Raw genomic sequence first — 22992 nt, 5'->3', positions numbered from 1 at the left:
GCGCGCAGCGCGATCAGGGGGGCGAGGGGGCGCAGCCCCCATGCAGTGACGGGAATGGGTAGGGGCGGCGGGGGCGAGATCCCTTTCAGGTGGCGCGTGGTCTCGACTGTGTGAGGGCCGCGCCTGTCAGGACGATTGCTGCGCCCACCGGGGTCGACCACGTCAGAGGTTCGTTCAGGATCGCGACGCCCGCCGCCGTGGCGATGACCGGGATGAAGTACGTGACCATCTGGGCCGTGGTCGGGCCGACCTCCGCGACCAGGCCGTACTGGACGAGGAACGCGAAGCCCGTGCCGAGGGTGCCCAGGGCGATCACCGCGAGGAGCGGGACGAGGGCGAAGCGGGTCGGAGTCGACGTGAACAACGATGTCACGACGGCCAGTTGCGCTGTCGCGAGGAACAACTGGGCGCCGGACAGCGACAGGTTGGAGTGGCTGGAGCCGGCCAGCGTGCGGCGGACGTAGATCCAGCCGATCGGGTAGCTGAGCGAGGCCAGCAGCGCCATCGCGGTGCCCGCGGCGTCCAGACCGTGAAAGCCCTGCCAGGCCCCTAGCACCGTCAGCACGCCGAGGAATCCGATGCCCAGACCCGCCACCCGGCGCCGGGTCGGCCGGTCCTCGGAGAGGGCGACCATCGACAGCGCCATGCCCCACAGGGGCGAGGTCGCGTTGCAGATGCCCGCCAGGGTGGACGGGATCGTCAGCTCGGAGTACGCGAACAGCGAGAACGGCAGGGCGTTGAGGAGCAGGGCCGCCACCGACAGATGCCCCCAGGTGCGCACCCCGCGTGGCAGCCGCTCGCGCTTCCACGCCATCGCCGCGGCGAGTACCAGCGTGCCGAAGAGCAGTCGGCCGAACGTCACCTGGAACGGGGCGTAGCCGTCCGTGCCCACCTTGATCAGAAGGAAGCTGAAACCCCAGACGAGGGCGAGGGCGCCGAAGCGCAGGCGCCAGCCGAGAGCGGGGCGGAGCGGGGGCGAGGGGGTGGTGGGTGCGGCGAGGAGGGGCGTGCGGGGCTCGGTCGGGGCGCTCATGCGCTCACTCTGGCCGAAGCGATCCCTTAGAACAAGCGAGACTTTTGGTCCGGTATCGCGTAGCATCGCTTACATGTTGAACCTGGAGCGGCTGCGAACTCTCGACGCCCTGGCCCGCCACGGCTCGGTCGGTGGCGCGGCCGACGGGCTGCATGTGACGACCTCGGCGGTCTCCCAGCAGATGTCCAAACTGGAGCGCGAAGTGGGACAGCAGCTGCTCGCGAAGAACGGGCGGGGGGTGCGCCTGACCGACGCCGGGCGGCTGCTCGCCGACCATGCCGCCCGCATCCTGTCCCAGGTCGAGCTCGCCCAGTCCGATCTGGAGGCGCAGCGCGGTCAGGTGGTGGGGGAGCTGCGGCTGTCCGCGTTCCCCACGGCCGCGCGCGGCCTGTTCCCCGCGGCCCTGGCCACGCTGCGCGCCGAGCATCCGGGACTGCGCGTCCGCTCACGCGAGCTGGAGCCGGAGGACGGCGTGGCGGGGGTGCTGCGCGGCGACATCGATCTGGCCGTGGTGCTCGACTGGTACAACAGGCCGTTGCCCCTGACCGAGGGACTGGTCAAGGCCTCACTCCTCGACGACCCCGCCGATGTGGCGATGCCCGCGGACCACCGCCTCGCCGATCGCTCTGAGGTGGACCTGGAGGACTTCGCCGACGACGAGTGGATCGCCTGGGAGGAGGGCGAGTTCTGTCATGAGTGGCTGCTGTTCACCTTGCGGGGCAAGGGGATCGAGCCGGTGATCGCCCACCGCGCGGAGGAGCATCACACCCAGCTCGCCCTGGTCGCGGCCGGGCTCGGCGTGTGTGTCGCTCCCAGACTCGGCCGCGGTCCGGTGCCGGCCGGCGTGCGGACGGTCCCGGTGCGGCACCGGGTCACCAGACATGTGTACGCGGTGTGGCGGGCGGACGCCGACCGCCGCCCGTCGATCAGAGCGGTGGCGGACGCGCTGCGGACGGCGGGGGCGGCGTACGGGTGACACCGTCCGCCGGCCCCACGCGCTGTCACAGGCCGGCGAGTTTGCGGAAGTCCCAGGAGGCCGTCGCCTCGGGCGTCAGACGCATCCAGGCGTGTCTGCCGTCGTGCGGCATCTCGTCCAGGCCGAAGTTCTTGCGGGCGAACGACCGCTCCACGGCGTCGAGTTCGGGGCAGGGCTCGCCCGTGCGCGGCACCTCACCGACGAACTCGACCGAGCCCGACACCTCGACGCCCCGCAACTGGTCGTACTCCTCGCCGGTGTCGACGACCACGGCCACCCGCGGATCGCGGCGCAGGTCGGCCCAGCGCTTGCTGCGGGTGATCGAGTACAGCCAGAGCGACTTGCCGTCCCAGGCGAACCAGAGCGTGCTGACGTGCGGGGCGCCGTCCGCGGAGACCGTCGCGACACGGCAGGTGCGCTGGGTGGTCAGGAACTCGTCCAGCTCCTCCGGCGTCATCATGATTCTTCGTCCCCGGCGCTGAGTTGCGGCCATGCGGCTCCCTCTTCTCCGACTGCTGCGGCATCTTCCACGCGGTGTCTGATGCCGCGTCAGGAAAGCATGGGTCGTCTTCCGTCCGTACGCAATGGTGGTTACGCTCGCCCGCCATCGCCGGTCGGACCGAGCCGGTCCGGGCGGACCGGGAAGACCGTCCGCGACAGGGGAAAGCCATGCCGTCGTACGAAGTGCTCAGCGAACTCCTCGATCCCGCGACCACGGTGCTGCTGACCGTCGAGTGCCAGCAGGGTGTCGTCGGTCCGGACAGCGCGCTGCCGGAACTCGCCCGGGAGGCCCGTTCGTCGGGCGTGCTGGAGCGGATCGCGCGCCTGGTGGCCGCGGCCCACGAGAGCGGCGTACAGGTCATGCACGCGATCGCCGAGCGCCGCCCGGACGGCCGCGGCGCGAACCACAACGCCCGGCTGTTCCGCGCGGCCGAACGTCTGCCGGTGCAGCAACTGGCCGGCAGCACGGCGGTGAGGGTCGCGCCGCCCGTGGAGGTCGCCGCGGAGGACCTCGTCGTACGCCGCCTGCACGGTCTGTCGCCCCTCGCGGGCACCGACGTCGACGCGCTGCTGCGCAATCTGGGCTGCCGCACGCTCGTCGTGACCGGCGTCTCCGCCAACGTGGCCGTGCCCAACACGGTCTTCGACGCGGTGAACCGCGGCTACACCGCCGTGGTCCCGGGGGACGCCATCGCGGGTGTGCCCTCGGACTACACGCCCGCGATGATCCGCAACACGCTCGCCCTGGTGGCCACCATCACCACCACGGACGACGTGCTGACCTGCTTCAAACGGCCCCGCCGGGTCAGGCGAGCGTGATCGAGTCCCCGCTGACCTTGATGTCGGCGGCGGTCAGTCCGCTGGTCGCGGGCCCCTTCTTGACGGCGCCGTCCGCGACGCTGAACTGGCTGCCGTGGGCGGGGCAGGTGATCACTCCGTTGTCCACGCTGTTCACGCGCTGCTGCTGGTGCGGGCACACCGTGGAGAAGGCCTTGAACTCGCCGGCCGTCGGCTGGGTCACGACCACGGACTGGTCGGCGAAGACCTTCCCGCCGCCCTCCGGGATGTCGGTGGTCTTGGCGAGCACCGCACCGCCGGCGGATCCGGTCGACGCGCCGGAGGAGTTCGAGGAGGAGTCGGACGACTTGTCGTCGGAGCCCCCGCAGGCGGTCAGCGCGGCGGCCAGTCCGGCCCCGCCCAACGCTGCCAGGACGGTGCGACGACAGAGTGCCGGAGCAGGCTGGAGCGATTCGCTGGACATAGTGGCGGTCCCTTCCACAGATGTGCAGGTGTGCAGATGTACAAGTGTGCAAATGCCTGGTCGTGCGTTTGCGTGGATGTGCGTCGATCCGATCAGGAGTACGGGCACGTCACCCGCATGGTTCAGGCGCTCCGGAGATCGAGCGACTTCTTGATGAAATCGAGATCCATTCGGAGCAGGGTGTCTATCACGCCTTCCTGTGCCACCAGATGGGTCGCGCCTGCCAATGGGAGCACGCTGTGGGGCCGGCCGGCGGCCAGCAGGGCCGCCGAGAACCGCAACATATGTGCCGGGAACACATTGTCGTCGGCCATCCCATGGACGAGCATCAAGGGGCGTGTGAGCTTGTGGGCGTGCGCCACCAGTGAGCAGCGGTCGTAGTGCTCCGGTTGTACGTCCGGGTGCCCCAGGTAGCGCTCCTTCCAGTGCGTGTCGTACAGCCGCAGATCGGTGGGCGCCGCGCCCGCGACGGCCGCGTGGAACACATCGGGCCGGTGCAGCACGGCTCCCGCCGCGAGATAGCCGCCGAAGGACCAGCCGCGGATGGCCACGCGGCCCGTGTCCAGTTCCGGGAAGAGCTCCGCGGCGGCGCGTACGGCGTCGGCCTGGTCCTCGATCACCGGCATCAGCTGGTCGCCGTGGATGGCCGTCTCCCAGGCCCGGTCGCGCCCCGGAGTGCCGCGCCCGTCGACCGACAGCACCGCGAACCCCTGATCGGCGAACCACTGGTTGACGGCGTGGTGCCACCTGGTCGCCTTCACGACCGTCTGCATGCCGGGCCCGGAGTACGAGTGCACGATCACCGGGAGGCGGTCGGCGCCCGGATCGGACGTTGCCGACGGGCCGGACCCCGGCTCGTACGACGTCGGCAGATACAGCGCCGCACGCAGCGCGCGTGCGCCGAGTGTCAGCAAGCGGGGGCGCGGCCGGGTCACCGGCCGCTCCGCCAGCACCTCGATCCGCCCGGCCGGGACGCCGTCCCGCAGCACGGGCACCGTCTGCCCGTCGAGCGTCGAACCGTCCAGCACGACGGTGCCGCCCCCGACGGCCGCACGGTGCACACCAGGTTCGTCGGTCAGCCGGACGAAACCGTTCTGCGGGTCGTACGACCAGACGTGTGCCTCGGTCGGTTCCCCGGCGGCTGTGAAGTAGAGCCGGTCACCGGCCGTGCCGAGCAGTTCGTGGACGTACATGCCCTCAGGTGTACGGACCCCGGTGCCGGTCATCAGTAGTCCGCGCGTGCCCTCCTGGGTGGTGAGGACGAGACCGGTGGCCGTGGTGGAGGCGGGGGTTCCGGGGACGAACTCCAGCCAGGCGGGGTCCGTCAGGTGGTGCAGCGTCGTGGTCGCTCCGGTCGCCGGGTCGATGCCCAGCACGTACGCCGAACGCTGGTCGCGGGTCTGTACGACGGCGAGGGGCCCGGTCCCGCTCCAGTCCGCCTGCGCGACGTACTCGAAGGCCGGGTCGGTCCACGCCCCGCCCGGATGCGACACGGCCTCCTTGGGCAGGTCCACGTCGACGCGAGTGCCGTCGAGGCCCACGACGTGCAGGGACAGCCGCGCGTTGGCCGTGCCCGCGGCCGGGTAGCGGATTGCGCGCGGGGGACGCCCGGGGTGCGCCGGATCGCCGATGTACCACTGCTGGACCGGCGCGTTGTCGACCCGCACCACCAGCAGCGCGTCCCCGTCCGGCGACCACCAGAAGGACCGCGAGCGGTCCAGCGACTCGGCCGACACATGGTCGGAGAGCCCGTAGGTGACCTCCGGGCCCTCCGGCTCGGCCAGTGCGCGATCACCGGTGCCGTCGGCGCGTACGACCCGCAGGGCGCCCCCGCTCACGTACGCGATGTGTGTGCCGTCCGGACTGGGGCGCGGGGTGACGACCGGGCCGGCCGTGGGAATGCGGCGGGTCACGCCCTCGTCGGTGCGTACGGTCCACAGGGCGCCCGAGAGGGCGAAGGCGACCAGGCGGACGGCCGCGTCGGTGGCGTACGAGACGATGCCCGCGCCGGTCTCGCGGGCCCGTTCGCGACGGATCCGTTCGGCCTCCGGGACCTCGCCGCCGTCACCGAGGGCGAGCGGGTCGGCGAGCGTCCGTTCGCCGCCGTTCTCGTACAGCCAGAGCAGACTCGTCGTGGAGCGGCCGCTCGCGGTGCGCAGGAACAGCACACGGTCGCCGTCGGGCGAGACGACGAAACCGCGCGGCACCCCGAGGGAGAAACGCTTCGTCCGGGCGAACTGCAGGGGCAGGTCCTCAGCGGTCATGGGCACGGGGGTTCCCTTCGGGAGGATGGAATCATGCGGTCGGGCGTTGCTCGGCCCCAGCCTGTTCCGTCCCTCAGGGCCCACCGAAAGAGATCTCCCGGCCGCCCGTGAGTGGGTTCCCTACGGCCGCGTCATCGCGCCGCCGCGGCAAGGATGGTGTGTGTCACCCTCTCGGACGCCGGACCCGCCGCCTCCGAGGCGGCGTTCACGTCGACTATCGTCCAGTCGTGCGTCCTCGCGAAGGTCTCGTACTCGCGCGCGCAGTCGGACTGGAGGTCCAGGAAGGTCTGACCGGGGTCTCCGCCGAAGGCATGATAGTTGTCGAACACCCCGATGTTCTCGGCTTTTCTTGCCGCCAGTACGCGCGCCGGGTCCTCCCGCAGGTAGATGCCCACCCGTGGTGCGAGCACCCTGCCGAAGTAGTCCCTGACGTGGGCGCGGACGGCGGTCAGGGCCGCCGCGTGCTCGGGCGCGCTGAATTCCGCCATGAACAGGCTCTTCAGCACGTTCTTGATGCCGAGCGAGTCCTGGATCACCACATGGCCCTCGTCGACGAGCGGCTGTACCACGGAGTGGTACAGCAGGCTGTGGCCCGCCATCTCCAGCCAGCCGGTCGCCAAAGGGGAGGCCGGGCGCATGCCGGTGATCCGGGACTTCTTCACGTGCTCCACGAGGCCGCTTCCGCGGAGCTCCGCGAAGGACCGCGGTGCCTCGACGCGGCGCCCGGCCACGGTGGCGTCCGCGAAGAAGACGGGGAACAGCTCCAGCCACAGCCGTTCCAGCTCGTTGTACGGATACTCGCCGAGCCGGCCGCCAGCGGTGGCCGCGGCGAGTTCGCCCTGCCAGGACACCCGCCTGACCGACAGCCCGGCCGCCGTGCAGCGGCGCTCCACCACCGGCAGCAACTCCCCTTTCCCCAGGCCGTCGATGCCGAGGATCTGCACGCCGAAACCCACTGTGTCTCCCCGCGCCGCCGGCCGGGTCATTCTGATTCCGGCAGGAACCAGCGGTCCCACGTGTCGTCGTCCCCGTACTCCGGCAGGGCGCGGATCGCCGCCTTCATGGAGCGCAGGCTCCAGGTCGCCCACCTGCCCGGGGTCAGTTCCCCCACCGCGTCGTCGATGCCGTCCAGGTAGCGGGAGACGGGGGCCATGCCCTCCGCGGTCAGGTATTTGCCCCTGATCCGCGCGCAGACCCTTCCGGCCTCGTCGCCGGTGAGGAGACGCCCCGTGCCCTGCCCCAGCACGACCAGGGTGCTGCCGTCCGCGGCCTGGCCCTTGACCAGTACGGACGCCAGACCGTTGGCCGCGATGTTGCGGGCCTTCCTCGTCGCGGAACTGCCCTCGAAATACACCCTGTTGTCGTCCCACAGGAACCACACCCGGGCCAGGTGCGGCGTACCGTCCGGATTCACGGAACCGATCGTGGCGTTCGTCCGCCTGCGCAGCACCCGTTCCACCTCCGGCGTCAGACCACGCCGGGCCCGGTAGGGATCGGGAATGCCCTGTGTTCGGGAGACCGTCATGTGCTGCTCCTCTCTCAGACCTCTCAGACCTCTCGGGCTCTCAGACCGCGGTGAAGCCGCCGTCCACGACGAAGTGCTGACCTGTGATCCACGCCGATTCGTCGGAGGCGAGGAACACCGCCGCGTTGACGACGTCGTCGAGCGTCCCCAGCCGTCCCAGCGGATAGTTCTCCGCCGCGCCTTTCAGGTTCTCCGCATGTGTACGGGGCCTCTTGAGACCTGCCGAGATCTGCGCCTCCAGCGTGCGGTCCACGAGGGAGGTGGGCACGGTGCCGGGGCAGATCGTGTTGGCCCTGATCCCGTGCCGGGCGAAGTCGGCCGCGACCTGGCGGGTGAGTCCGATCGCCCCGGCCTTGGCCGCCGAGTAGGGCGCCAGGCCGGGCACCCCGACCACCCCGGCGACCGAGGCCTGCACGACGATCGAGCCCGACCGCTGCGCGACCATGCCGGCCAGCACGGCGCGCATGCTGAGCCAGGTTCCCGTCAGCATCACGTCCAGCGCGCGGTCCCACACGCTCCGCTCGGTAACCAGGGCGGTGCCCACCGCCGGTATGCCGGCGTTGCAGTAGAGGGCGTCGACGCGGCCGTACCGCTCCACCGCGGTCGCGGCCATCTCCGTCATGTCCGCCTCGGAGCTGACGTCGGAGCGGACCGCCGTTGCGGTACCCCCGCGTTCGGCTATGGCGGAGACGACGGACTCGGCCCGCCCCAGGTCGCGGTCGGCGAGCACCACGGCGGCGCCCTCCGCGGCGAAACGCAGGCACGCGGCGGCCCCCAGGCCGGACGCGCCGCCGGTGACGACCACTGTCTTCCCGGTCAGCCTCCCGGCCATCACAGCACCCGGTAGACGCGGTAGGCGATCCCGGTACTCGTCCTGCGGCCCACGCCCACCGCGACGGTCCGGTTCAGCCACCCGTACTTGGCGGAGCCGGTCTCGAACCGGGGCGTGGTCCGGAAGTAGTACGTGGACGGCGGGACGTCCTCGCCGCCGTCCATGCGTGCCTTCACCTCGGGCGGCACGTGGTAGATGCCGCGGTAGTGGTTGTAGATCAGTTCCCCGTCGTCCGTACTGAGGGTCGCCCGCACATCCAGTTCGGAGGTCCCGTCCGCCCCGCGGACCAGCCAGTCGCCCGCGCCGCCGAGGATCTCCCCGCGCAGCCTCGGGCCCGTGAAGGTGCCGCCCGAGACGACGTAGACGCGGCGGCGCCCGAACGCGGTGTCCCCGATGTCCAGCCGGCTCTCGACCTCCGCCCGCAGCTCGAACAACAGCTCCGTACGCAGCTCCAGATCCTTCATCGTGCCCCCGTCTCCTTGAGATCGCGCTGCCTGGGTTCGCGCTGCCCGGGGCCGAAGTCCCCGAGATCGAACTCCGTGAGGTCGAGGCGGTCGGCCAGCGGACTGCGGGCCAGGGCCGCCAGGATGCGGCGCCGGTTCTGCGCGCGGGGCGCGTCCAGGACGTCGACCCGGGTCCAGCCGTGGGTCTGCGCGAACGTCCCGAAGGCCCGCGCGGTGTGCTCCTGGAGCCGTAGGAAGGAGGACTCGGCGCTCTCCCCGGAGGAGGCGAACGTCTCGAACGTGCCCAGCTCGGACTGCTGCCGCCGCCAGCGCAGGGCCGTCCTCGGGTCACCGGCCACATACACCCCCACATCGGGCTGCAGCACCCGGCCGAAGTAGTCGGCCACCAGCGCGCGGCCGATCGACGCGGTCTCGGCCATCCGGGGCGACAGATGCTCGGCGTAGGCGAACAGCTTCAGCAGATGCTTGTAGCCGTACGACTCCTGCAGCACCGCGCACCCCTCGGCGACGGCCGGTTCGATGACGGCCTGGTGCAGCAGCGTGTTGGCGGCGAGTTCGATCCAGGCCGAGGCCAGCGCGCCGTCGGGCCGCAGATCGTGGACGCGCACCCCGTTCAGGTACTCGGTGCCGCCGCGCGCGTACAAGTCCTCGAAGGAGACGGGCAGTTCGACGGGGGTGCCCTGTGCCGTGCGGGCGCCGCCGAAGTAGGCGCGGAACGACTCCACCCACAGACGGCGCAGTTCCGCTTTCGGGAAGGAGCTCTCCTCTCCTTCCTCCTCGACGACGCCGCGCCAGGAGACGGTGCGTACGGGGAGGCCCTGGCCCCGGGCGGTCTCGGCGAGTTCCTTGACCAGGGTGCTCTTGCCGACTCCGTCGATGCCCATCAAGGCCAGATGGAACCCGGGGGCGCAGGTGGTCATCGCCGGTCCTCCTTCTCCGAGAGGGCGGGGTCCTGCTCCGCCAGGGCGGCGTCCACGTTCGCGCGGAACAGCTGGAGGCCCCACTCGTTCCTGCCGAACACGACGCTCCCGTGCCCGGGGGCGCGTACCGCGCCGGGCCGGCCGAACCCGTCCTGGGCCAGTTCCAGCGCGGCGAAGTCCTCGGCCGCCGCGTCCATGAACTTGCCGATGTTGTCGTCGTAGTACGCCCGGCGGTGAAGGGTGTCCTCCCGGACGGCGTGCAGAAAACGCACGTCGCACGCGTCGACGGCCGTGGGCCGCATCGACATCACGGTGATGTGCCGCTTCTCCAGGAACAGGACCGTGCTGGGGAAGAGGACGTAGGCGATCGTGGCGTGGTCGCGGATGCGCCGGTCCTCGGGCCGCAGGTCCCGGTTACCGAGTACGGACTTCTTGGGGGCGACCAGGCGTACGTGCCTGCCGATGCCGTCCACCAGGGACAGGTCGGGGGCGAAGACGTACTTCTTCATGGCCGGGTGCAGCCAGCGGAAGTGGTAGGTCTCCAGGAACGCCTCGATGCCCAGCTTCCAGTTGAACCGGCCGGGCCGCCGGGAGTGCCCGTAGACGGTGTGCGTGTCCAGTCCGAGATCGGTGAACTCGGCGTCCAGCGAGCCCAGTTGCCTCGCCACATCCGCCACATCCGCCAACTCCGCCGCACCCCGCTCGCCGTCCGCGTCAAGCGTGGCCCATACGAACCCGTGCCGTACCTCCGTGGTCAGGGAGAGCAGTCCGCGTCGGGCCATGTCGATCCCGGGAAACCCGCGCTGCCGGTCGGTGATCCCGCACAGTCCGCCGTCCAGCCCGTACCGCCAGCCGTGCCAGGGGCAGGTGAACCCCTCCGCCACCGCACTGCCCGCGCCGGGCGCGACCAGCCGCGTACCCCGGTGGCGGCACAGGTCGACGAAGCCGCGTATCTCGCCGTCGGACTGTTTGACCAGCAGGAACGGGACGCCCAAGAGGTCGTCGGCCACGTAGTCGCCGGGGGAGGCCAACTGCGTGACGTGGGCGACGATGAACGGCTCCCGGCGGAAGATCCGATCCACTTCACGCCGGTACACCTCCTCGTCCCCGTACGGATCGCTCGACCGCAACGAGACGTGCTCCGAGACGTCGGTGGTCGCCTCGTCGATGTGTGTCAGCAGACGTCCGACGAGCTGGGACTGGGTCTCTTCTCGCATCAGTGGGTTCCTCCGGTCCGACGCCGCGTCGGTGCAGTCGGTGCAGTCGGTGCAGCTGGTGCAGCTGGTGCAGCTGGTGCAGCCGATTCAGTCAGCGTGCTGGTGTCGCGGCGCGGGGCGGCGGCCCGTCGGGCGGACAGCAGCATGGGGACGAGCCGGCCCGCGCGGAACTCGTTGCGGGCGGTGCCGAGCGTCGCGCGGATCGAGTCGACCGACCGTTCGCCGTAGATGCCGTCGGCGCTGCCCCGGAAGATGCTCACCACCTTGAGCCGCTCCTCAAGCAGTGCGATGGCCCACTGCCGCAGGGGCCGTTCGGTGGTGGCGACGAATCCGGCCCGTCGCAGCTGTTCCAGCCGTTCGTCGACGGGCGTGGTGAAGAAGACGCCGGGCGGATGCCTCTCGCGGAACGCGGGGCCCGGCCCCCGTCGGCTGCGCGTCAGGCTGACCTCCTCCGTCAGCACCAGGAGCCCGCCGGACCGCAACAGCCTCGCGGCCTCGCACAACACCTCGCCGGGGCGCGGGAAGTGCGGCATCGAGCCGGTGACCGTCACCACGTCGAGCGAGCCGTCGGGCAGCGGCACGTCGGTCGCGGACGCGCAGATCTCGGTCACCGCGGCCCTGCCCTGCCGTGCGCTGATCAGGCGGCTGACCGCGCAGTGCTCGGGCACCAGGTCGACGCCGTAGGCCCGGCCGACGTCGACACCGTGGGTGGCCAGCCTGTCCACGGTGTGGCGCAGCGCCCCGCCGAAGCCGCTGCCCAGTTCGCACAGCGCCGGTACGCGGCGGGGGAACGCCTCGCGGACGACGTCGGCGATCAGGTCGCATCCGTGCGGTCCGAAGTGCCCCATCTGGTCGAGACCGAGCAGCCCGCTCGGCCGGCTGTCCTCGCTGAACTCCACGATCGCCCGCTCGGTCCGCTCCCAGTCGTAGAGAGCGGGGAACAGGCCCCGGTGGTAGGCGTGTTGAGTGCTGGTCTGGTCGACGTTCTGACGTTCGGATGACCGGGTCATCGGCACACTCCATCCGGGTGCCTCGCGTGCGGTTCAGTGGTGGTAGGGGTCAGCGGGCGTACGGATTGGGGGGTGGTACGGGCCAGTGGTCGTACGGATCGGGAGTGGTACGGGTCAGTGGTCGGGGCGGCCCATCGCGGCGATCTCCGTGAAGCCGCGCCGGATGTCCCCGGCGAGGTCCAGGGACTCCAGCGCCGTCAGCGCGTCGGTGACCTTCGACGACGCCAGCTCGGCCGTACGCTCCCGGCCACCCCCCTTCTCGACCAGCTCGGTGGCGCGCGCGACCTCCGCGTCACTCGGTCCGGGGCGCAGCAGGAACTCCCGCAGCTGGTCCGCCGCCGCGCCCTTCTCCTCCAGGGCGAAGGCCACGGGCAGGGTCGCCTTGCGGGCCTTCAGGTCGAAGCCGGGCGGACGCCCGCCCGTCTCATGGGGGGCTCCCCAGATGCCCAGCAGGTCGTCCCGCGCCTGGAAGGCGACGCCCAGGGCCTCTCCGTACACGCGCAGTTGCTCCAGTACGGGCGTGGGGGCGCCCGCGAGGACCGCGCCCATGGTGACCGCGCAGCGCATCAGCGAGGCGGTCTTCCACTCCGTCATCCGCACGCACCGCTCGACGCTCACCTCGCTCGCCCCCTCCATCTCCAGATCGAGGGCCTGACCGGCGAGCATCGTCGCGAAGGTGTCGTCGTACAGGCTCACCGCCTCGTGCCGGTGGGGTGAGTCCGAGCGCAGCAGCGTCGCGTTCCCGAGGACGAACAGGGAGGCGCCGGCCAGCGTGGACATGCCCTTCCCGAAGACCACCCAGGCCGTCTCGCGCTGCCTGCGGTGGCGGTCGCCGTCCATCACGTCGTCCAGCAGGAAGGCGCAGTTGTGCAGCGCCTCCACCGCGACCGCCCCGGGGACGGCCGACTCGTCCGGTGCGTGCCCGGCGGCGGCGGTGGCCAGGAGGGCGAGCGTCGGCCGTACGCCCTTGCTGCTCTGCTTCTCGACCGGCCGGCCCTGCGCGTCGCGCCAGCCCATGTGGTAGTCGACCACCGCCCGCAGCTCGGGCGAGAGTTCACCGAAGGCGGATCGCAGAGCGGGGACGATCTGGGCGTGGGCGTTCTCCAGAACGGATGGAAGTTTCACGGGGTCCTCTCCTCTTCGCGGGTGGTGTTCGTGCCCTGCGCGCCGCCGAGACTGCGGTAGGCGCGCATCCGTTCCCTGCGCTTGCGCGGATCGTCGGTGAACCGCTGCTCCCCGAGGACGGCCCCGCGCCGGGCGTAGACGCGGTTGAGGTAGAGGAGGACCGGCATGTCCTCCAGCCGCACCTCGTCCTGCCCCAGCCACCGCGCGTCGACGAGGCACTCGGCGATCCGGCCCAGGACCGTCTGGTGGGACGGCGCCGCCTGCAGGTTCAGCTCCTTGCGGCCGAGGTGCCCCACGGCGTCGCAGGCCATCACGATCGGACAGCTCTCCACGTACGGCAGCCCGGTCCCCGGCAGTTCACGGATCTCCAGGCCCGATTCCGCGACCTTGTCGCCGCTGCGGCGCCAGGACCGGGTACCGGTGAAGTCGGCGGCCCACAGGTCCTTCTCCAGCGGCAGGTTCACCACGAAACGGCCGGTGCGGCGGATGTTCTTGTAGGTGTGGCGGCGCGGTTTGATGCCCACCGCGATGATCGCGGGGTCCAGGCACACCACGCCGACCGCCGACATCGCCGAGACGTCCACCTCGCCCTGTTCGCTGACCGTCGTGAGCAGGACGACGGGGGAGGGGACGTAGAAGGCGTTGGGCGGGACCGAGATCTTCGTGGTCGCGCCGCCGCCCGTCTCAGCGGGCCGCCCGGATGATGCGTCCAACGTTCCTCACCACCTTGTGGATGCCGTCCTGGTACGCGTCGAGAAGGTCGTCGCAGGGGTGGTGCAGGCGGGGAGCGGGGAAGCTCAGGCTCGACCGGTAGTACTGCTCCGCGCCCGGCAGTTCCCCCTGCCGGTAGAGCGGGCGGGGCCGGCCGGGACGGTAGTGGGGCGGTTCGAGCCGGTGGCCGGTGAACATCGCCTGCCGGTGCAGCGGCCTGTTGGAGGGGCGGCCGACGTCGAGCCCCTCGGCCCGCAGCGCGGTGACGAAGTCGTCCAGCGGCAGCCCGTCCAGCTCCTCGGGGACGTAGCGCGCCTTGTAGCCGTACCAGCCCCCGCGTGTCACGTGCGCCGCCGTGCACGGGGGCCGCAGCCCGGGGATGTCCGAGAGCCGTTTGCTCAGCCCTTCCAGGACCGCCGTCTTGACGGCGATCCGTTCGTCCAGGTCGCGGTACTGCTCGATGCAGATCGCGGCGGCCGGCAGCCCGATGCGGTGGTTGCCGCCGAGGCCGACCGCCACGTCCGCCGCGGGCAGGGACCGGCCGGCCCGCTCGTGGGTGTGGCCGAGGCGCTGCGGGGCGCGGAAGGTGTCCTCGTCCGCGGTCACCAGGACGCCGCCCATGCCACCGCTGACCATCTTCCGTGCGCCGAGGCTGAAGACCCCCGCGTCGCCGAAGGTGCCGACCGGACGGCCGCGGTACCGGGCGCCGTGGGCGTGCGAGCCGTCCTCGACGACCTTGAGGCCGTGCCGCTCCGCGAGCCGCCCCAGCGCCGTCAGGTCCACCGGGTGGCCCCACAGATGCGTCACCGCGACGGCCCTGGTCCGCTCGGTGATGCGCGACTCGGCGTCGGCGAGATCGATGTTCCCCGTCAGCGGGTCCACGTCGCACAGCACGGGGACCGCGGAGAGCAGGAACAGCGGGGCCACCGTCGCGTGGAAGCTGTAGGACGGTACCAGCACCTCGTCGCCCGGCCCGACCCCCACCGCGAAGTACGCGCACAGGAGCGCGTCGGTGCCGCTCGACGAGGCGAGCGCGTACGGCAGTCCGTGGTAGCCGGCGACGGTCCGCTCGAACTCGGCCAGCACGGGACCGTGGTCGTAGTCCGACAGGTCACCCGAGTCCAGCAGCCGCTCCACCCGCGCCCTGGCGGCCGGTGAGAGCTGGGGCCAGGCGGGCGGAGGGGGCACGGTGACCGCCTGCGGGCCGCCCTCCAGCGCCAGTCGGTCCATCTCAGCCCACCTCCGCGTTCGCCCGGCCCGCGAGCAGCGCCCTGCTCTGGCGGAACCGGTCCTCGGCGGCCACGCGGGCGTCAGCGCCCGCTCGGCTGTCAGTGGTCACCCGGGTCTCCATCAGGTCGCGCTCGCGGGAGCCCTGCCGGTAGAGGGAGGTGCCCTTGCAGCCCAGCTCCCAGCTCAGCCGGTAGACCTCGGCCGCGTCCGAAGCGGTCGCCGAGTGCGACAGATTCACCGTCTTCGAGACCGCGTTGTCGATGTACCGCTGCCACCGCGCCGCGACCCGTACATGCCACGCGGGCGAGATGTCGTGGGCGTACCGGTACTTGGCACGGGCGCCGGGAGGCAGAGGCAGGTCCGCCGGCGCCTTCGTCCGTACGAGGTCCAGCGCGTCCTCGGCGGTCAGCCCCGCGAAGCGGCGTACCTCGGCGAGCAGTTCCCCGTCGACGAAGGTGACCCCGTCCTCGGTCAGCACGTCCTTGTTCCAGACGGCGGCGAAGCGGGGTTCGATGCCCGCCGAGCAGCCGGCGACCATCGAGATCGTCCCGGTGGGCGCGACCGTGGTGATCCCGCAGTTGCGCGCGGGCCTGCTCCAGCCGGTGTGCTCCCAGTTGGGGAACGAGCCGCGCTGCAGGGCGAGTTGACGGCTGACATCCCGGGTCACGTCGCGGATCCGGGAGCCCAGCTCGTCGATCAGGGCGAGCGCGGCCTGCGAGTCGTACGGGATGCCGAGGTGGACCAGGAGGTCGGCGAAGCCCATCACTCCGAGCCCCAGCCGCCGGTTGGCGTGTGCCATCGCGGTGATCCGGGGGTCCGGGTAGCGGCTGGCGTCGATGGCGTTGTCGAGCAGCCGTGTCGCGTCCGCGACGGTCTGCTCCAGCGCCGGCCAGTCGACGCGGCCCGCGCGGCCGAAGGCGGCGAGGTTGACGGAGCCGAGGTTGCTCGCCTCGTACGGGTAGAGGGTCTGCTCCCCGCACGGGTTGGTGGTCCGGATGGGGCCGAGGCGTCCGGCGAGCGGGTTGGCGCGGTTGACGGTGTCGAGGAACAGCACGCCGGGGTCGCCGGTACGCCAGGCGTTGTGCGCCAGCCGCTCCCAGATCTCCGCGGCGGGCACCGTGCGCACGGTCCGGCCGTCCTGGGGCCGGACGAGGGCGATCTCCTCTCCCGCGGCCAGCGCGTGCATGTACGCGTCGTCCACGGAGACGGAGATGTTGAAGTTCGACAAGTCACCCACCCGCGCCTTGGCGTCGAGGAACGCGAAGATGTCCGGGTGCCGCACGGAGAGCGAGGCAAGGTTCGCGCCCCGCATCTTGCCGCCCTGCATCGTCACCGTCGTCTCGGTGTCGAACAGACGCAGCCAGGAGACCGGACCACTGGCGCCGGCCGCCTCGGCGGAGCTGATGCCGGCCCCGGACTCACGCAGCGCGCTCAGGTCGAATCCGGTGCCGCCGCCCGTGCGGTGGCAGGCCGCGGCGAGCCCCAACGTGTCGAAGATCCCGGCGAATTCGTCGGGCAGGGGGAGTACGAAACAACTCGCGAGCTGCCCCTGCCGGGTGCCGCAGTTGTTGAGCACACGTCCACTGGGCAGGAACCGGTTCTCCGCCATCATCGCCCGGAACCGGGCCGCCCAGTGGTGGGCGGCGGACGCGCTCGTGTACCGGGACTCGACGCCGCCCAGTGTCCCGGCGACGCGGTCGAGGATCTCCTCCGCCGTCTCGGTGCGCACGGAACCGGTGCGCGTGGCCGTCCGGCGGCCCAGCTTGGCTTCGAGAACCGAAAAGTTCACCGCGGCCCTCGCAGACCGGGATGCCCCCACCTCACGTCCGTGCTCGCGTCCACGGCCTCGTGGCCCGCGTGTGCCGGCCCCTCACGCAGTGCTGCGGCCACCGAGGACCTGCCGCCCCCTTCGATGCCGAGCAGGGCCACATAAACCCCCCGTTCCACGCGCGGCTCCTTTCGAAAAACACCTGAGGAAACACCTGAGGTGAAGGCCGCTGTACACGGCTCCCGGAAATGTCCTGGGCGTGACGTGATCCCCGGCAAACGGGTTGCCACTTGGCGAACAAGGATAGTGAAGAAAATTGGGAAATCAATGTTGATCCGTTAACTATCCGCTGAGCAGGCATTCCTTTCGGGGAACAAAAGATTCCACGGAGCCGTTCGGGTCGGAGGGCTCTCGATGCCCCTTGCGGTCACGGCTGACCGCGGCCAAGAATGAGGCATCCCATTGGGTGCGGTCACGCTCTTGAGCGGGGCCTGCATGGTGAGTTCGTCGATGTCCCAGGCGGTGCGAGCGTCGAATGACCCGTGCGGCCGGCTCATGGTGAATTCGACAAGCGGGGTCGCGTGTTCTTTTCGGACGCCGACGGATGTCGACGGATTCCGGCGGATTGCGGTGGACACCGGCGGACGCCGGCGGACAGCGTCGGATTTCATCGGACGGGACCGGACGCCACCGGACATCACCGGACGCCAACGGAAGTGCGACGCGAAGAGTCGTGGAGATCGGTATTGCACAGGACGCGGATTCACGGAGAGAGAATCTTGAGGAATGCGCGGCGTCGGAGCCCGAGGGGGAAATACGCAGATGGAGAAAGCCGGCAGTGTGACAACGGCGCGCCGCGACGTGCGGACCGAACGGTTCGCCGCGCACATCGAGGCACACGGGCTGACCCGCGCACGCGTGCTGGAACAGGTGGACGAGTCCTTCGGCGACCCGTTGCTCGTCGTCGCCGCGGGCTCCGTCATCGCGGGCTTCGGCAACGACACCAGCGACCTCGACCTGTACGTCGTCGTACAGGACGACGTGGCCAGCACGCTTCCGCTGATGTCGTACGCGAAGAGCGCGCGCATCGACGTCATCATCACCGGCGCCGGCCAACTCAAGGCCCGGCACGCGGAGTTGAGCGCGGGAGCCTGGCCGCCTCAGGACATTTCCCCGGGCGACCTGGTCGAACAGCGCAAACTGTTCGACACGTTCAGCCGCTTCGGCCTGGGACTCCCGCTGGACGGCACACCGCAGTGGCTGGACTGGCAGCGCCGGCTCGACGGGGAGATCACCGGGTGGCTGCGCGCCTGGTACGCGGTCGAGGCCGTCCGTATGCGGTCCGCCGCACGCGCGCTGGCGGGACACAAACCGCTGGCGGCCGCACTGCGGGCGGGTGAGGCGGTGATCGCCGCCCTGGAACGGCACGCGGTCACCAAGGGCGAGCGCTATTTCAAATGGAAGTGGGTTGGTGAGAAGCTGCGGCGGCTCGGCGACAGGGACGGGCTGGCGGCGTTCGAGCTGGCGATGCGCCCACCGCTGACGGCGGACGAGGCACCCGCGTACCTGCGCCGGGCCGAGGAAGTCCTCGACACCTATCTCTCCGACGTGGACGCGTCCGGCTGGGAGGTGTGTCTGCTGCCCGCGGCCGGCACCTCCTGGCGCCCCTTCGGCGAGGGACACCTGGTCTCCCGCTGGGGGCTGCGTGCCGCCGCCGTCTCCACGGGCAGCCCGGTGAGCGCTCGCGGCCGCTGGACCTACCACCCGGGCGAGCCGTGGCACCCCGATGTCGTGTCGCTCTTCGCCGAGGACATGCTCTGGCTGGGGATTCGGAGCGCGCCGTGACCGTACGCCCCACGCGCGACCTGCGCACCCACGTGACGCACGTCAGCCACGGGGCCGTCATCACCATGGTCGTCACCCAGTCGGCGCTGGAGGACGTCGGAGGCGGCGTCCGCGCAGGTCAGTGGCGGCTGGTGGCCGCCCAGACCCGTCACCTGGTGCAGTCCTGCCTGTACGTGCGCGGCCTGGCGAACGGCGGCGAACCGTACCTCTACGAGGACGGCGGGGCCGTCGACCCGTGCGCCCGCGTCCCCGACGACGTCCGTGTCGAGGGGCTGCGGTTCGTCCACGAGGCCAACGCCCTCGCCGCCGACCCGACCGGGGCCGGGGAGTGGCTCGGGCGCCTGCGCGACTGGGTCGCCGTCGCGCAGGAAGAACTCGGTCTGCACGGCGAACTGCCCGAACTCCGTTCTCCCAACGGCATGTTCGGCGGACTCCGCCTCGTGCGCGGCTGGCAGGAGGCCGTCGACGAACTCGGCCTGCCCGCCATGCTGCCCAGCGAATGGATCAAGCCGCTGTGAACACACCAGGCACGATGCTCATCACCGGCGTCACCGGAGTGGTCGGAGCCGAACTGGCCGGGCAGGCACGGGCAGCCGGCTGGCAGGTCACCGGCTGCTCGGCCCGGGGCGGTACCGGCGCCACGGCCTGGCGGATGGGGGAGACCCCGGCACCACCGGAACTCACCGGCCCCTGGGACGTGATCGTGAACGCGGCGGCCCGCCCCCGCTGGAACCTCCCCGAGGCGCGGGCCACCGCCGCGAACGTCGCCCCCGTCGGCGCCCTCGCGCCCCTGGTCGGCCCCCGGACCCACGTCGTCCATGTCTCCACCGCGTACGTCACCGGCCTGCGCGGCGCCGCCGGATCACAGAGCCCGGACGACTACCGCAACAGCTACGAGTGGTCCAAGGCCGCCGCTGAGCGGGAGGCCGTCGAGCGCTACGGGGCCACGGTGGTGCGCCCGCCCCTGGTGGTCGGCCGCCGCTCGGACGGGGCGGTCAGCAGGTTCACCGGCCTGTACGCGCTGCTCCGCAGCTGCGTCACCGGGCTGCTGCCCGCCGTCGTCGGGGACGGGGAGGCATGCGTGGAGACCGTGACGAGCTGCGACGTCGCCGCGTGCGTACTGGACCTCGCGCGCGAGGGACACGACGGATCGGCAGGACAGCCCGTCGTGCTGGGCGCCGGCGAGGACGCGTGCTCGGTGAAGGAACTGGTCGAGGTGGAGTTCGTCGCGCTCAACGCATGGCGCGCCGCACGGGGGTGCGCTCCTCTGGAGGTCCCGACGATCGTCACCCCTGAGCAGTGGGACCGCTTCTACCTGCCCTTCGCGCGCCCGCACCTGACGGCACGCCAGCTCCGTGCGGTGGAGCTGCTCAGCGCGTTCATCCCGTACATGTCCACGCACGACCCCATCGGAGTGACCCGGCGCGTACCGCCCGTCAGGCCCGCCCTGCGGACGTGCGTCCGGGCGTGGGCCGACCGGCATCCGCGGCTGGCCCAGGGCAGCCCCACACCGTGGGCCGGCGAGGAGGAGAAGACGTGAACGCCGCACACGACCACGACCAGGACGCAGGCGCGTACGGCACAGGCACGTACGACGCAGACGCGTACGACGCTCGCACGTACGGCACAGGCACGAACGACGCGGGCACGAACGACACGGACGCCTATGACTACCGGCGTGGAATCCAGGCCATCTGGCCGGAGACGGAACGGCTGCTGCCCACCTCGGTCACCGAGACGCTGGCCGGGCTCGCGGAGCGGAACGACCGCGCGGGCCGGCTGTCCGACAGCAGTGTCGGGGCGCTGCGCGAAGCGGGCTGGTTCGGGCTGCCCGTACCGCGTGAGTTCGAGGGCGGCGGCGGTTCGATCGAGGAGTGCTGCGCCCTGCAACGCCGGATCGGCGCGGCGGACCCGGCGCTCGCCATCGCGGTCACCATGCACCTGTTCTCGGTGGGCGTCCTCGTCGAGCACTGGCGCCGCGAGCGCGACGAGTCGTGGATGCTGCTCGAAGCGATCGCCGGCCAGCAGCGCATCGTCGGCAACGCCTTCGCCGAGCCCGGACTGGCCGGTGCGCTGACCCGGTCCCACTGCACCGCCCGCCGCACCGGCAAGGAATGGACGGTGAACGGCGTCAAGGTGCCCTGTTCCCTGGCCGAACGCAGCGACCTGCTCTGTCTGCAGGTGCGCGACGAGGCGGGCGGTCCGGAGAGCCTGCTGGTGGCACTCGTCGCCACCGACAGCCCCGGCATCACCGTCGAACGCACCTGGAACACGCTGGGCATGCGCGCCTCCGAATCCGACACGGTACGGCTGCGGGACTGCGTGATCCCCGACGAACTCGTCTTCCACCGCACGCGGCCCGGCTCCCAGGGCGACGAGGTCTTCGCCGCCGGACTCGGCTGGTTCTGCGTGTCGATCACGGCCTGCTACCTCGGGCTGATCTCCGCCGCGGTCGACCAGGCACGTGCCGCGCTGGAGAACGCGCGGATCACCCACCTCGGCGCGTCCCGCTCCGAACTGCCCTCCTTCCAGTCCGCGCTCGGCGCCCTCCTAGTCGAGGTCCTCCCGCTGGAGGCGGCTTGCGCCGGGCTCGCACGGCAGCTGGACGCCCGTACGGCCGATCCGCGCAGCCTCATCCCGGCGCTGCTCGCCCTCAAGTGCCGGGCCGCGGAACTGGCGACCCGGGCCGTCGAGGCGGCCTCCGAACTCGTGGGCGTGGCCTCCTACGCGGCCACGGGGACGGCCTCGCGGCTGCTGCGGGACGCCCACGCGGCCCGCTTCCACCCGCCGACCCGTTTCGCCACCCGCCAGCTCCTCGGCCGCTGGGCCCTCGGACTCCCCTTCACCTTCGAACTGGACGAACGCCCCGGCTTCGCGGGGGACGAGCGGCACAGCGCACGTCCCGACGAGCGGCCCGGCCTCAGGCGGAACGAGCGGTACAGCGCACGTCCCGACGAGCGGCCCGGCCCCGGACGGAACGAGCGGCACAGCGCAGGACCTGGCGAGCGGCCCGGCCCCGGACGGAGTCAGCGGGCCGTGGGCGAGGCCCCATGACGGCCCTGCTCGACCTCGTTCGTGCCCATCAGTCCGCCGGGCGCGCCCTCCTCTTCCGGCTGACGGGCGCCACCGACCCGGAGGTCAGCGGCGACGGCGCCTGGGTCACCAGCGCGGGCGGTGAGCGCTACCTCGACATGGGCTCCTTCGCGGTGTTCCTGCTGGGCCACGGCCACGCCGGACCCGTCGAAGCCGTGGCACGGCAGCTCCGTACGCTCGCCGGGTCCACCAGGACGCTCCCCAACGAGTCCCACGCGCGCGCGGCGGCGGCACTCGCCGCACTGGCTCCGGAGCCGCTGACCAAGGTCATGCTGCTCAACTCGGGCGCGGAGGCCGTGGAAGCGGCCCTCAAGCTCGCCCGCGCCCGCACCGGCCGGACCGGTCTCGCCCACCTCGCGGGTTCCTTCCACGGCAAGACGACGGGCGCGCTGAGCCTCACCGACGCCGCGCCCTTCCGCGCCGGACTGGGGCCGCTGCTCCCCGGCGTGCTCCGGCTGCCGCGCGACGACGCCGCCTCGGCCGCACGGCTCGTACGCGAACAGCGGCCCGCCGCGGTCTTCGCCGAACCCGTACAGGGCGAGGGCGGTGTCCACCCCCTGACCCCCGAGTACGCCGGGGCGCTGCGCCGGGCGTGCGACGAGGCGGGCACGCTCCTCGTCCTCGACGAGATCCAGTGCGGCCTCGGCCGCTGCGGCACGCTGTGGGCCCACGAGCCCCTGGGGGTGCGGCCCGACATCCTGCTGTCCGGCAAGGCACTGGGCGGCGGAGTCATACCCGTCTCGGCCCTCGTCGCCACCGAGGACGCCTTTCGCCCCTACGACCACGACCCGCTGCTGCACACCTCGACCTTCGGGGGCAATCCACTCGCGTCGGCCGCGCTGCTGGCCACGCTGGAGGTCGTCGCCTCCCACGACGTACCCGCGCTGGCCCGGCGGGCCGGACGGAGACTGCACACCGTCCTCACCGGTCTGGTGCGGGACTGGCCGGGGCTGTTCACCGGCGTCACCGGCCGCGGTCTGATGCTCGGACTGCACGGGACACGGCCGGACGTGTCGGCCGAGATGATGCGGGCCGCGCTGAGCGGGCGAATCCTGCTGACCATGTGTCTGACCGCGCCGGGGGTGCTGCGGTTCACCCCACCGGCGTTCATCGACGAGGACGATCTCGCGTTCCTCGCACGCGGACTGCAACAAGCCGCGGCGACGACCCGGAGAGAACTGAGCACGTGACGGAGGGAACCGAGCACATGACGGAGG

Annotated in this window: 23 protein-coding genes; 7 read left to right on the top strand and 16 right to left on the bottom strand. The window is 71.5% G+C overall.

Annotation, left to right across the window (positions count from 1 at the left end; genetic code table 11):
- Positions 1–85 precede the first annotated feature (85 nt).
- Complete coding sequence (locus ACFWGJ_RS08120) at positions 86–1033, bottom strand: DMT family transporter (RefSeq protein ID WP_387321760.1); 948 nt, start codon at positions 1031–1033, stop codon at positions 86–88.
- A 73-nt stretch (positions 1034–1106) separates the two neighbouring features.
- Here ACFWGJ_RS08120 and ACFWGJ_RS08115 point away from each other — a divergent pair, with 73 nt between their 5' ends.
- Positions 1107–2009: a LysR family transcriptional regulator gene (locus tag ACFWGJ_RS08115; RefSeq protein ID WP_387321759.1), complete on the top strand. Its 903-nt coding sequence runs from the start codon at positions 1107–1109 to the stop codon at positions 2007–2009.
- A gap of 25 nt (positions 2010–2034) precedes the next feature.
- Here ACFWGJ_RS08115 and ACFWGJ_RS08110 read toward each other — a convergent pair whose 3' ends face one another.
- Positions 2035–2502 (bottom strand): pyridoxamine 5'-phosphate oxidase family protein, encoded by a 468-nt coding sequence (locus ACFWGJ_RS08110; protein ID WP_387321758.1) that lies wholly within the window; start codon positions 2500–2502, stop codon positions 2035–2037.
- Between the two features lie 176 nt (positions 2503–2678).
- Here ACFWGJ_RS08110 and ACFWGJ_RS08105 point away from each other — a divergent pair, with 176 nt between their 5' ends.
- Positions 2679–3329, top strand: a complete 651-nt coding sequence (locus ACFWGJ_RS08105) for a cysteine hydrolase (RefSeq protein ID WP_387321757.1) — start codon at positions 2679–2681, stop codon at positions 3327–3329.
- On the opposite strand, the gene ACFWGJ_RS08100 is transcribed toward ACFWGJ_RS08105, so the two are convergent.
- The 14 genes from ACFWGJ_RS08100 to ACFWGJ_RS08035 form a co-directional block, all read right to left on the bottom strand.
- Positions 3316–3771 (bottom strand): Rieske (2Fe-2S) protein, encoded by a 456-nt coding sequence (locus ACFWGJ_RS08100; RefSeq protein WP_387321756.1) that lies wholly within the window; start codon positions 3769–3771, stop codon positions 3316–3318. The two genes, ACFWGJ_RS08105 and ACFWGJ_RS08100, sit on opposite strands and share 14 nt — an antisense overlap.
- Before the next feature lie 122 nt (positions 3772–3893).
- Positions 3894–6035, bottom strand: coding sequence for a prolyl oligopeptidase family serine peptidase (locus ACFWGJ_RS08095; RefSeq protein WP_387321755.1), 2142 nt, complete (start codon positions 6033–6035; stop codon positions 3894–3896).
- A gap of 131 nt (positions 6036–6166) precedes the next feature.
- A complete protein-coding gene (locus ACFWGJ_RS08090; protein WP_387321754.1) occupies positions 6167–6991 on the bottom strand; it encodes a hypothetical protein in 825 nt (274 codons plus the stop codon).
- 26 nt (positions 6992–7017) lie between these two features.
- Positions 7018–7560 carry a pyridoxamine 5'-phosphate oxidase family protein gene (locus ACFWGJ_RS08085; RefSeq protein WP_387321753.1) on the bottom strand — a complete coding sequence of 181 codons (543 nt, stop codon included), beginning with the start codon at positions 7558–7560 and terminating at the stop codon, positions 7018–7020.
- 40 nt (positions 7561–7600) lie between these two features.
- Positions 7601–8392, bottom strand: coding sequence for an SDR family NAD(P)-dependent oxidoreductase (locus ACFWGJ_RS08080; protein ID WP_387321751.1), 792 nt, complete (start codon positions 8390–8392; stop codon positions 7601–7603).
- Positions 8392–8856, bottom strand: coding sequence for a DUF3237 domain-containing protein (locus ACFWGJ_RS08075; RefSeq protein ID WP_387321749.1), 465 nt, complete (start codon positions 8854–8856; stop codon positions 8392–8394). The genes ACFWGJ_RS08080 and ACFWGJ_RS08075 overlap by 1 nt, the downstream gene beginning before the upstream one ends.
- Positions 8853–9776, bottom strand: coding sequence for a hypothetical protein (locus ACFWGJ_RS08070; protein WP_387321748.1), 924 nt, complete (start codon positions 9774–9776; stop codon positions 8853–8855). The genes ACFWGJ_RS08075 and ACFWGJ_RS08070 overlap by 4 nt, the downstream gene beginning before the upstream one ends.
- Entirely contained in the window at positions 9773–10993 is a 1221-nt protein-coding gene (locus ACFWGJ_RS08065; RefSeq protein WP_387321747.1) for an aromatic ring-hydroxylating dioxygenase subunit alpha, read from the bottom strand. Before ACFWGJ_RS08065 ends, ACFWGJ_RS08070 begins: the two co-directional genes overlap by 4 nt.
- A complete protein-coding gene (locus tag ACFWGJ_RS08060) occupies positions 10993–12003 on the bottom strand; it encodes a class I SAM-dependent methyltransferase (protein ID WP_387321746.1) in 1011 nt (336 codons plus the stop codon). Before ACFWGJ_RS08060 ends, ACFWGJ_RS08065 begins: the two co-directional genes overlap by 1 nt.
- Positions 12004–12117: 114 nt before the next feature.
- The gene (locus ACFWGJ_RS08055) at positions 12118–13128 is read right to left on the bottom strand and encodes a polyprenyl synthetase family protein (RefSeq protein ID WP_387321745.1); all 1011 of its coding nucleotides are present in this window, start codon (positions 13126–13128) and stop codon (positions 12118–12120) included.
- On the bottom strand, positions 13125–13841 hold the full coding sequence (locus tag ACFWGJ_RS08050; RefSeq protein ID WP_387321744.1) for a flavin reductase family protein: 717 nt from the start codon (positions 13839–13841) through the stop codon (positions 13125–13127). Before ACFWGJ_RS08050 ends, ACFWGJ_RS08055 begins: the two co-directional genes overlap by 4 nt.
- A complete protein-coding gene (locus ACFWGJ_RS08045; RefSeq protein ID WP_387321742.1) occupies positions 13813–15069 on the bottom strand; it encodes a DegT/DnrJ/EryC1/StrS family aminotransferase in 1257 nt (418 codons plus the stop codon). The genes ACFWGJ_RS08050 and ACFWGJ_RS08045 overlap by 29 nt, the downstream gene beginning before the upstream one ends.
- Position 15070: 1 nt before the next feature.
- The gene (locus tag ACFWGJ_RS08040) at positions 15071–16858 is read right to left on the bottom strand and encodes an adenosylcobalamin-dependent ribonucleoside-diphosphate reductase (protein ID WP_387321741.1); all 1788 of its coding nucleotides are present in this window, start codon (positions 16856–16858) and stop codon (positions 15071–15073) included.
- Positions 16855–17016, bottom strand: coding sequence for a hypothetical protein (locus tag ACFWGJ_RS08035; RefSeq protein WP_387321739.1), 162 nt, complete (start codon positions 17014–17016; stop codon positions 16855–16857). Before ACFWGJ_RS08035 ends, ACFWGJ_RS08040 begins: the two co-directional genes overlap by 4 nt.
- A gap of 661 nt (positions 17017–17677) precedes the next feature.
- Between ACFWGJ_RS08035 and ACFWGJ_RS08030 the strand changes: the two genes are divergently transcribed.
- From ACFWGJ_RS08030 to ACFWGJ_RS08010, 5 genes are read left to right on the top strand one after another with little or no spacing between them, the layout of a single operon-like run.
- Positions 17678–18682, top strand: coding sequence for a hypothetical protein (locus ACFWGJ_RS08030; protein WP_387321738.1), 1005 nt, complete (start codon positions 17678–17680; stop codon positions 18680–18682).
- Positions 18679–19200 carry a hypothetical protein gene (locus ACFWGJ_RS08025; RefSeq protein WP_387321736.1) on the top strand — a complete coding sequence of 174 codons (522 nt, stop codon included), beginning with the start codon at positions 18679–18681 and terminating at the stop codon, positions 19198–19200. The genes ACFWGJ_RS08030 and ACFWGJ_RS08025 overlap by 4 nt, the downstream gene beginning before the upstream one ends.
- Entirely contained in the window at positions 19197–20222 is a 1026-nt protein-coding gene (locus ACFWGJ_RS08020; RefSeq protein WP_387321734.1) for an SDR family oxidoreductase, read from the top strand. The genes ACFWGJ_RS08025 and ACFWGJ_RS08020 overlap by 4 nt, the downstream gene beginning before the upstream one ends.
- Positions 20219–21736 carry an acyl-CoA dehydrogenase family protein gene (locus ACFWGJ_RS08015; protein ID WP_387321732.1) on the top strand — a complete coding sequence of 506 codons (1518 nt, stop codon included), beginning with the start codon at positions 20219–20221 and terminating at the stop codon, positions 21734–21736. The genes ACFWGJ_RS08020 and ACFWGJ_RS08015 overlap by 4 nt, the downstream gene beginning before the upstream one ends.
- Positions 21733–22965, top strand: coding sequence for an aspartate aminotransferase family protein (locus ACFWGJ_RS08010; protein WP_387321731.1), 1233 nt, complete (start codon positions 21733–21735; stop codon positions 22963–22965). The genes ACFWGJ_RS08015 and ACFWGJ_RS08010 overlap by 4 nt, the downstream gene beginning before the upstream one ends.
- The last annotated feature ends 27 nt before the right edge of the window (positions 22966–22992 follow it).

It is taken from the genome of Streptomyces sp. NPDC060205 (genome assembly GCF_042728395.1).
Taxonomy (GTDB): domain Bacteria; phylum Actinomycetota; class Actinomycetes; order Streptomycetales; family Streptomycetaceae; genus Streptomyces.
The sequence above is the reverse complement of the archived record's forward strand: the minus strand, read 5'-3'. Positions and strand labels throughout refer to the sequence as shown.

Excerpts from the sequence above, each read along its gene's own strand:
- ACFWGJ_RS08120 (WP_387321760.1), bottom strand. The coding sequence starts at position 1,033 with ATGAGCGCCCCGACCGAGCCCCGCACGCCCCTCCTCGCCGCACCCACC.
- ACFWGJ_RS08115 (WP_387321759.1), top strand. The coding sequence starts at position 1,107 with ATGTTGAACCTGGAGCGGCTGCGAACTCTCGACGCCCTGGCCCGCCAC.
- ACFWGJ_RS08110 (WP_387321758.1), bottom strand. The coding sequence starts at position 2,502 with ATGGCCGCAACTCAGCGCCGGGGACGAAGAATCATGATGACGCCGGAG.
- ACFWGJ_RS08105 (WP_387321757.1), top strand. The coding sequence starts at position 2,679 with ATGCCGTCGTACGAAGTGCTCAGCGAACTCCTCGATCCCGCGACCACG.
- ACFWGJ_RS08100 (WP_387321756.1), bottom strand. The coding sequence starts at position 3,771 with ATGTCCAGCGAATCGCTCCAGCCTGCTCCGGCACTCTGTCGTCGCACC.
- ACFWGJ_RS08095 (WP_387321755.1), bottom strand. The coding sequence starts at position 6,035 with ATGACCGCTGAGGACCTGCCCCTGCAGTTCGCCCGGACGAAGCGTTTC.
- ACFWGJ_RS08085 (WP_387321753.1), bottom strand. The coding sequence starts at position 7,560 with ATGACGGTCTCCCGAACACAGGGCATTCCCGATCCCTACCGGGCCCGG.
- ACFWGJ_RS08080 (WP_387321751.1), bottom strand. The coding sequence starts at position 8,392 with ATGGCCGGGAGGCTGACCGGGAAGACAGTGGTCGTCACCGGCGGCGCG.
- ACFWGJ_RS08075 (WP_387321749.1), bottom strand. The coding sequence starts at position 8,856 with ATGAAGGATCTGGAGCTGCGTACGGAGCTGTTGTTCGAGCTGCGGGCG.
- ACFWGJ_RS08070 (WP_387321748.1), bottom strand. The coding sequence starts at position 9,776 with ATGACCACCTGCGCCCCCGGGTTCCATCTGGCCTTGATGGGCATCGAC.
- ACFWGJ_RS08065 (WP_387321747.1), bottom strand. The coding sequence starts at position 10,993 with ATGCGAGAAGAGACCCAGTCCCAGCTCGTCGGACGTCTGCTGACACAC.
- ACFWGJ_RS08060 (WP_387321746.1), bottom strand. The coding sequence starts at position 12,003 with ATGACCCGGTCATCCGAACGTCAGAACGTCGACCAGACCAGCACTCAA.
- ACFWGJ_RS08045 (WP_387321742.1), bottom strand. The coding sequence starts at position 15,069 with ATGGACCGACTGGCGCTGGAGGGCGGCCCGCAGGCGGTCACCGTGCCC.
- ACFWGJ_RS08010 (WP_387321731.1), top strand. The coding sequence starts at position 21,733 with ATGACGGCCCTGCTCGACCTCGTTCGTGCCCATCAGTCCGCCGGGCGC.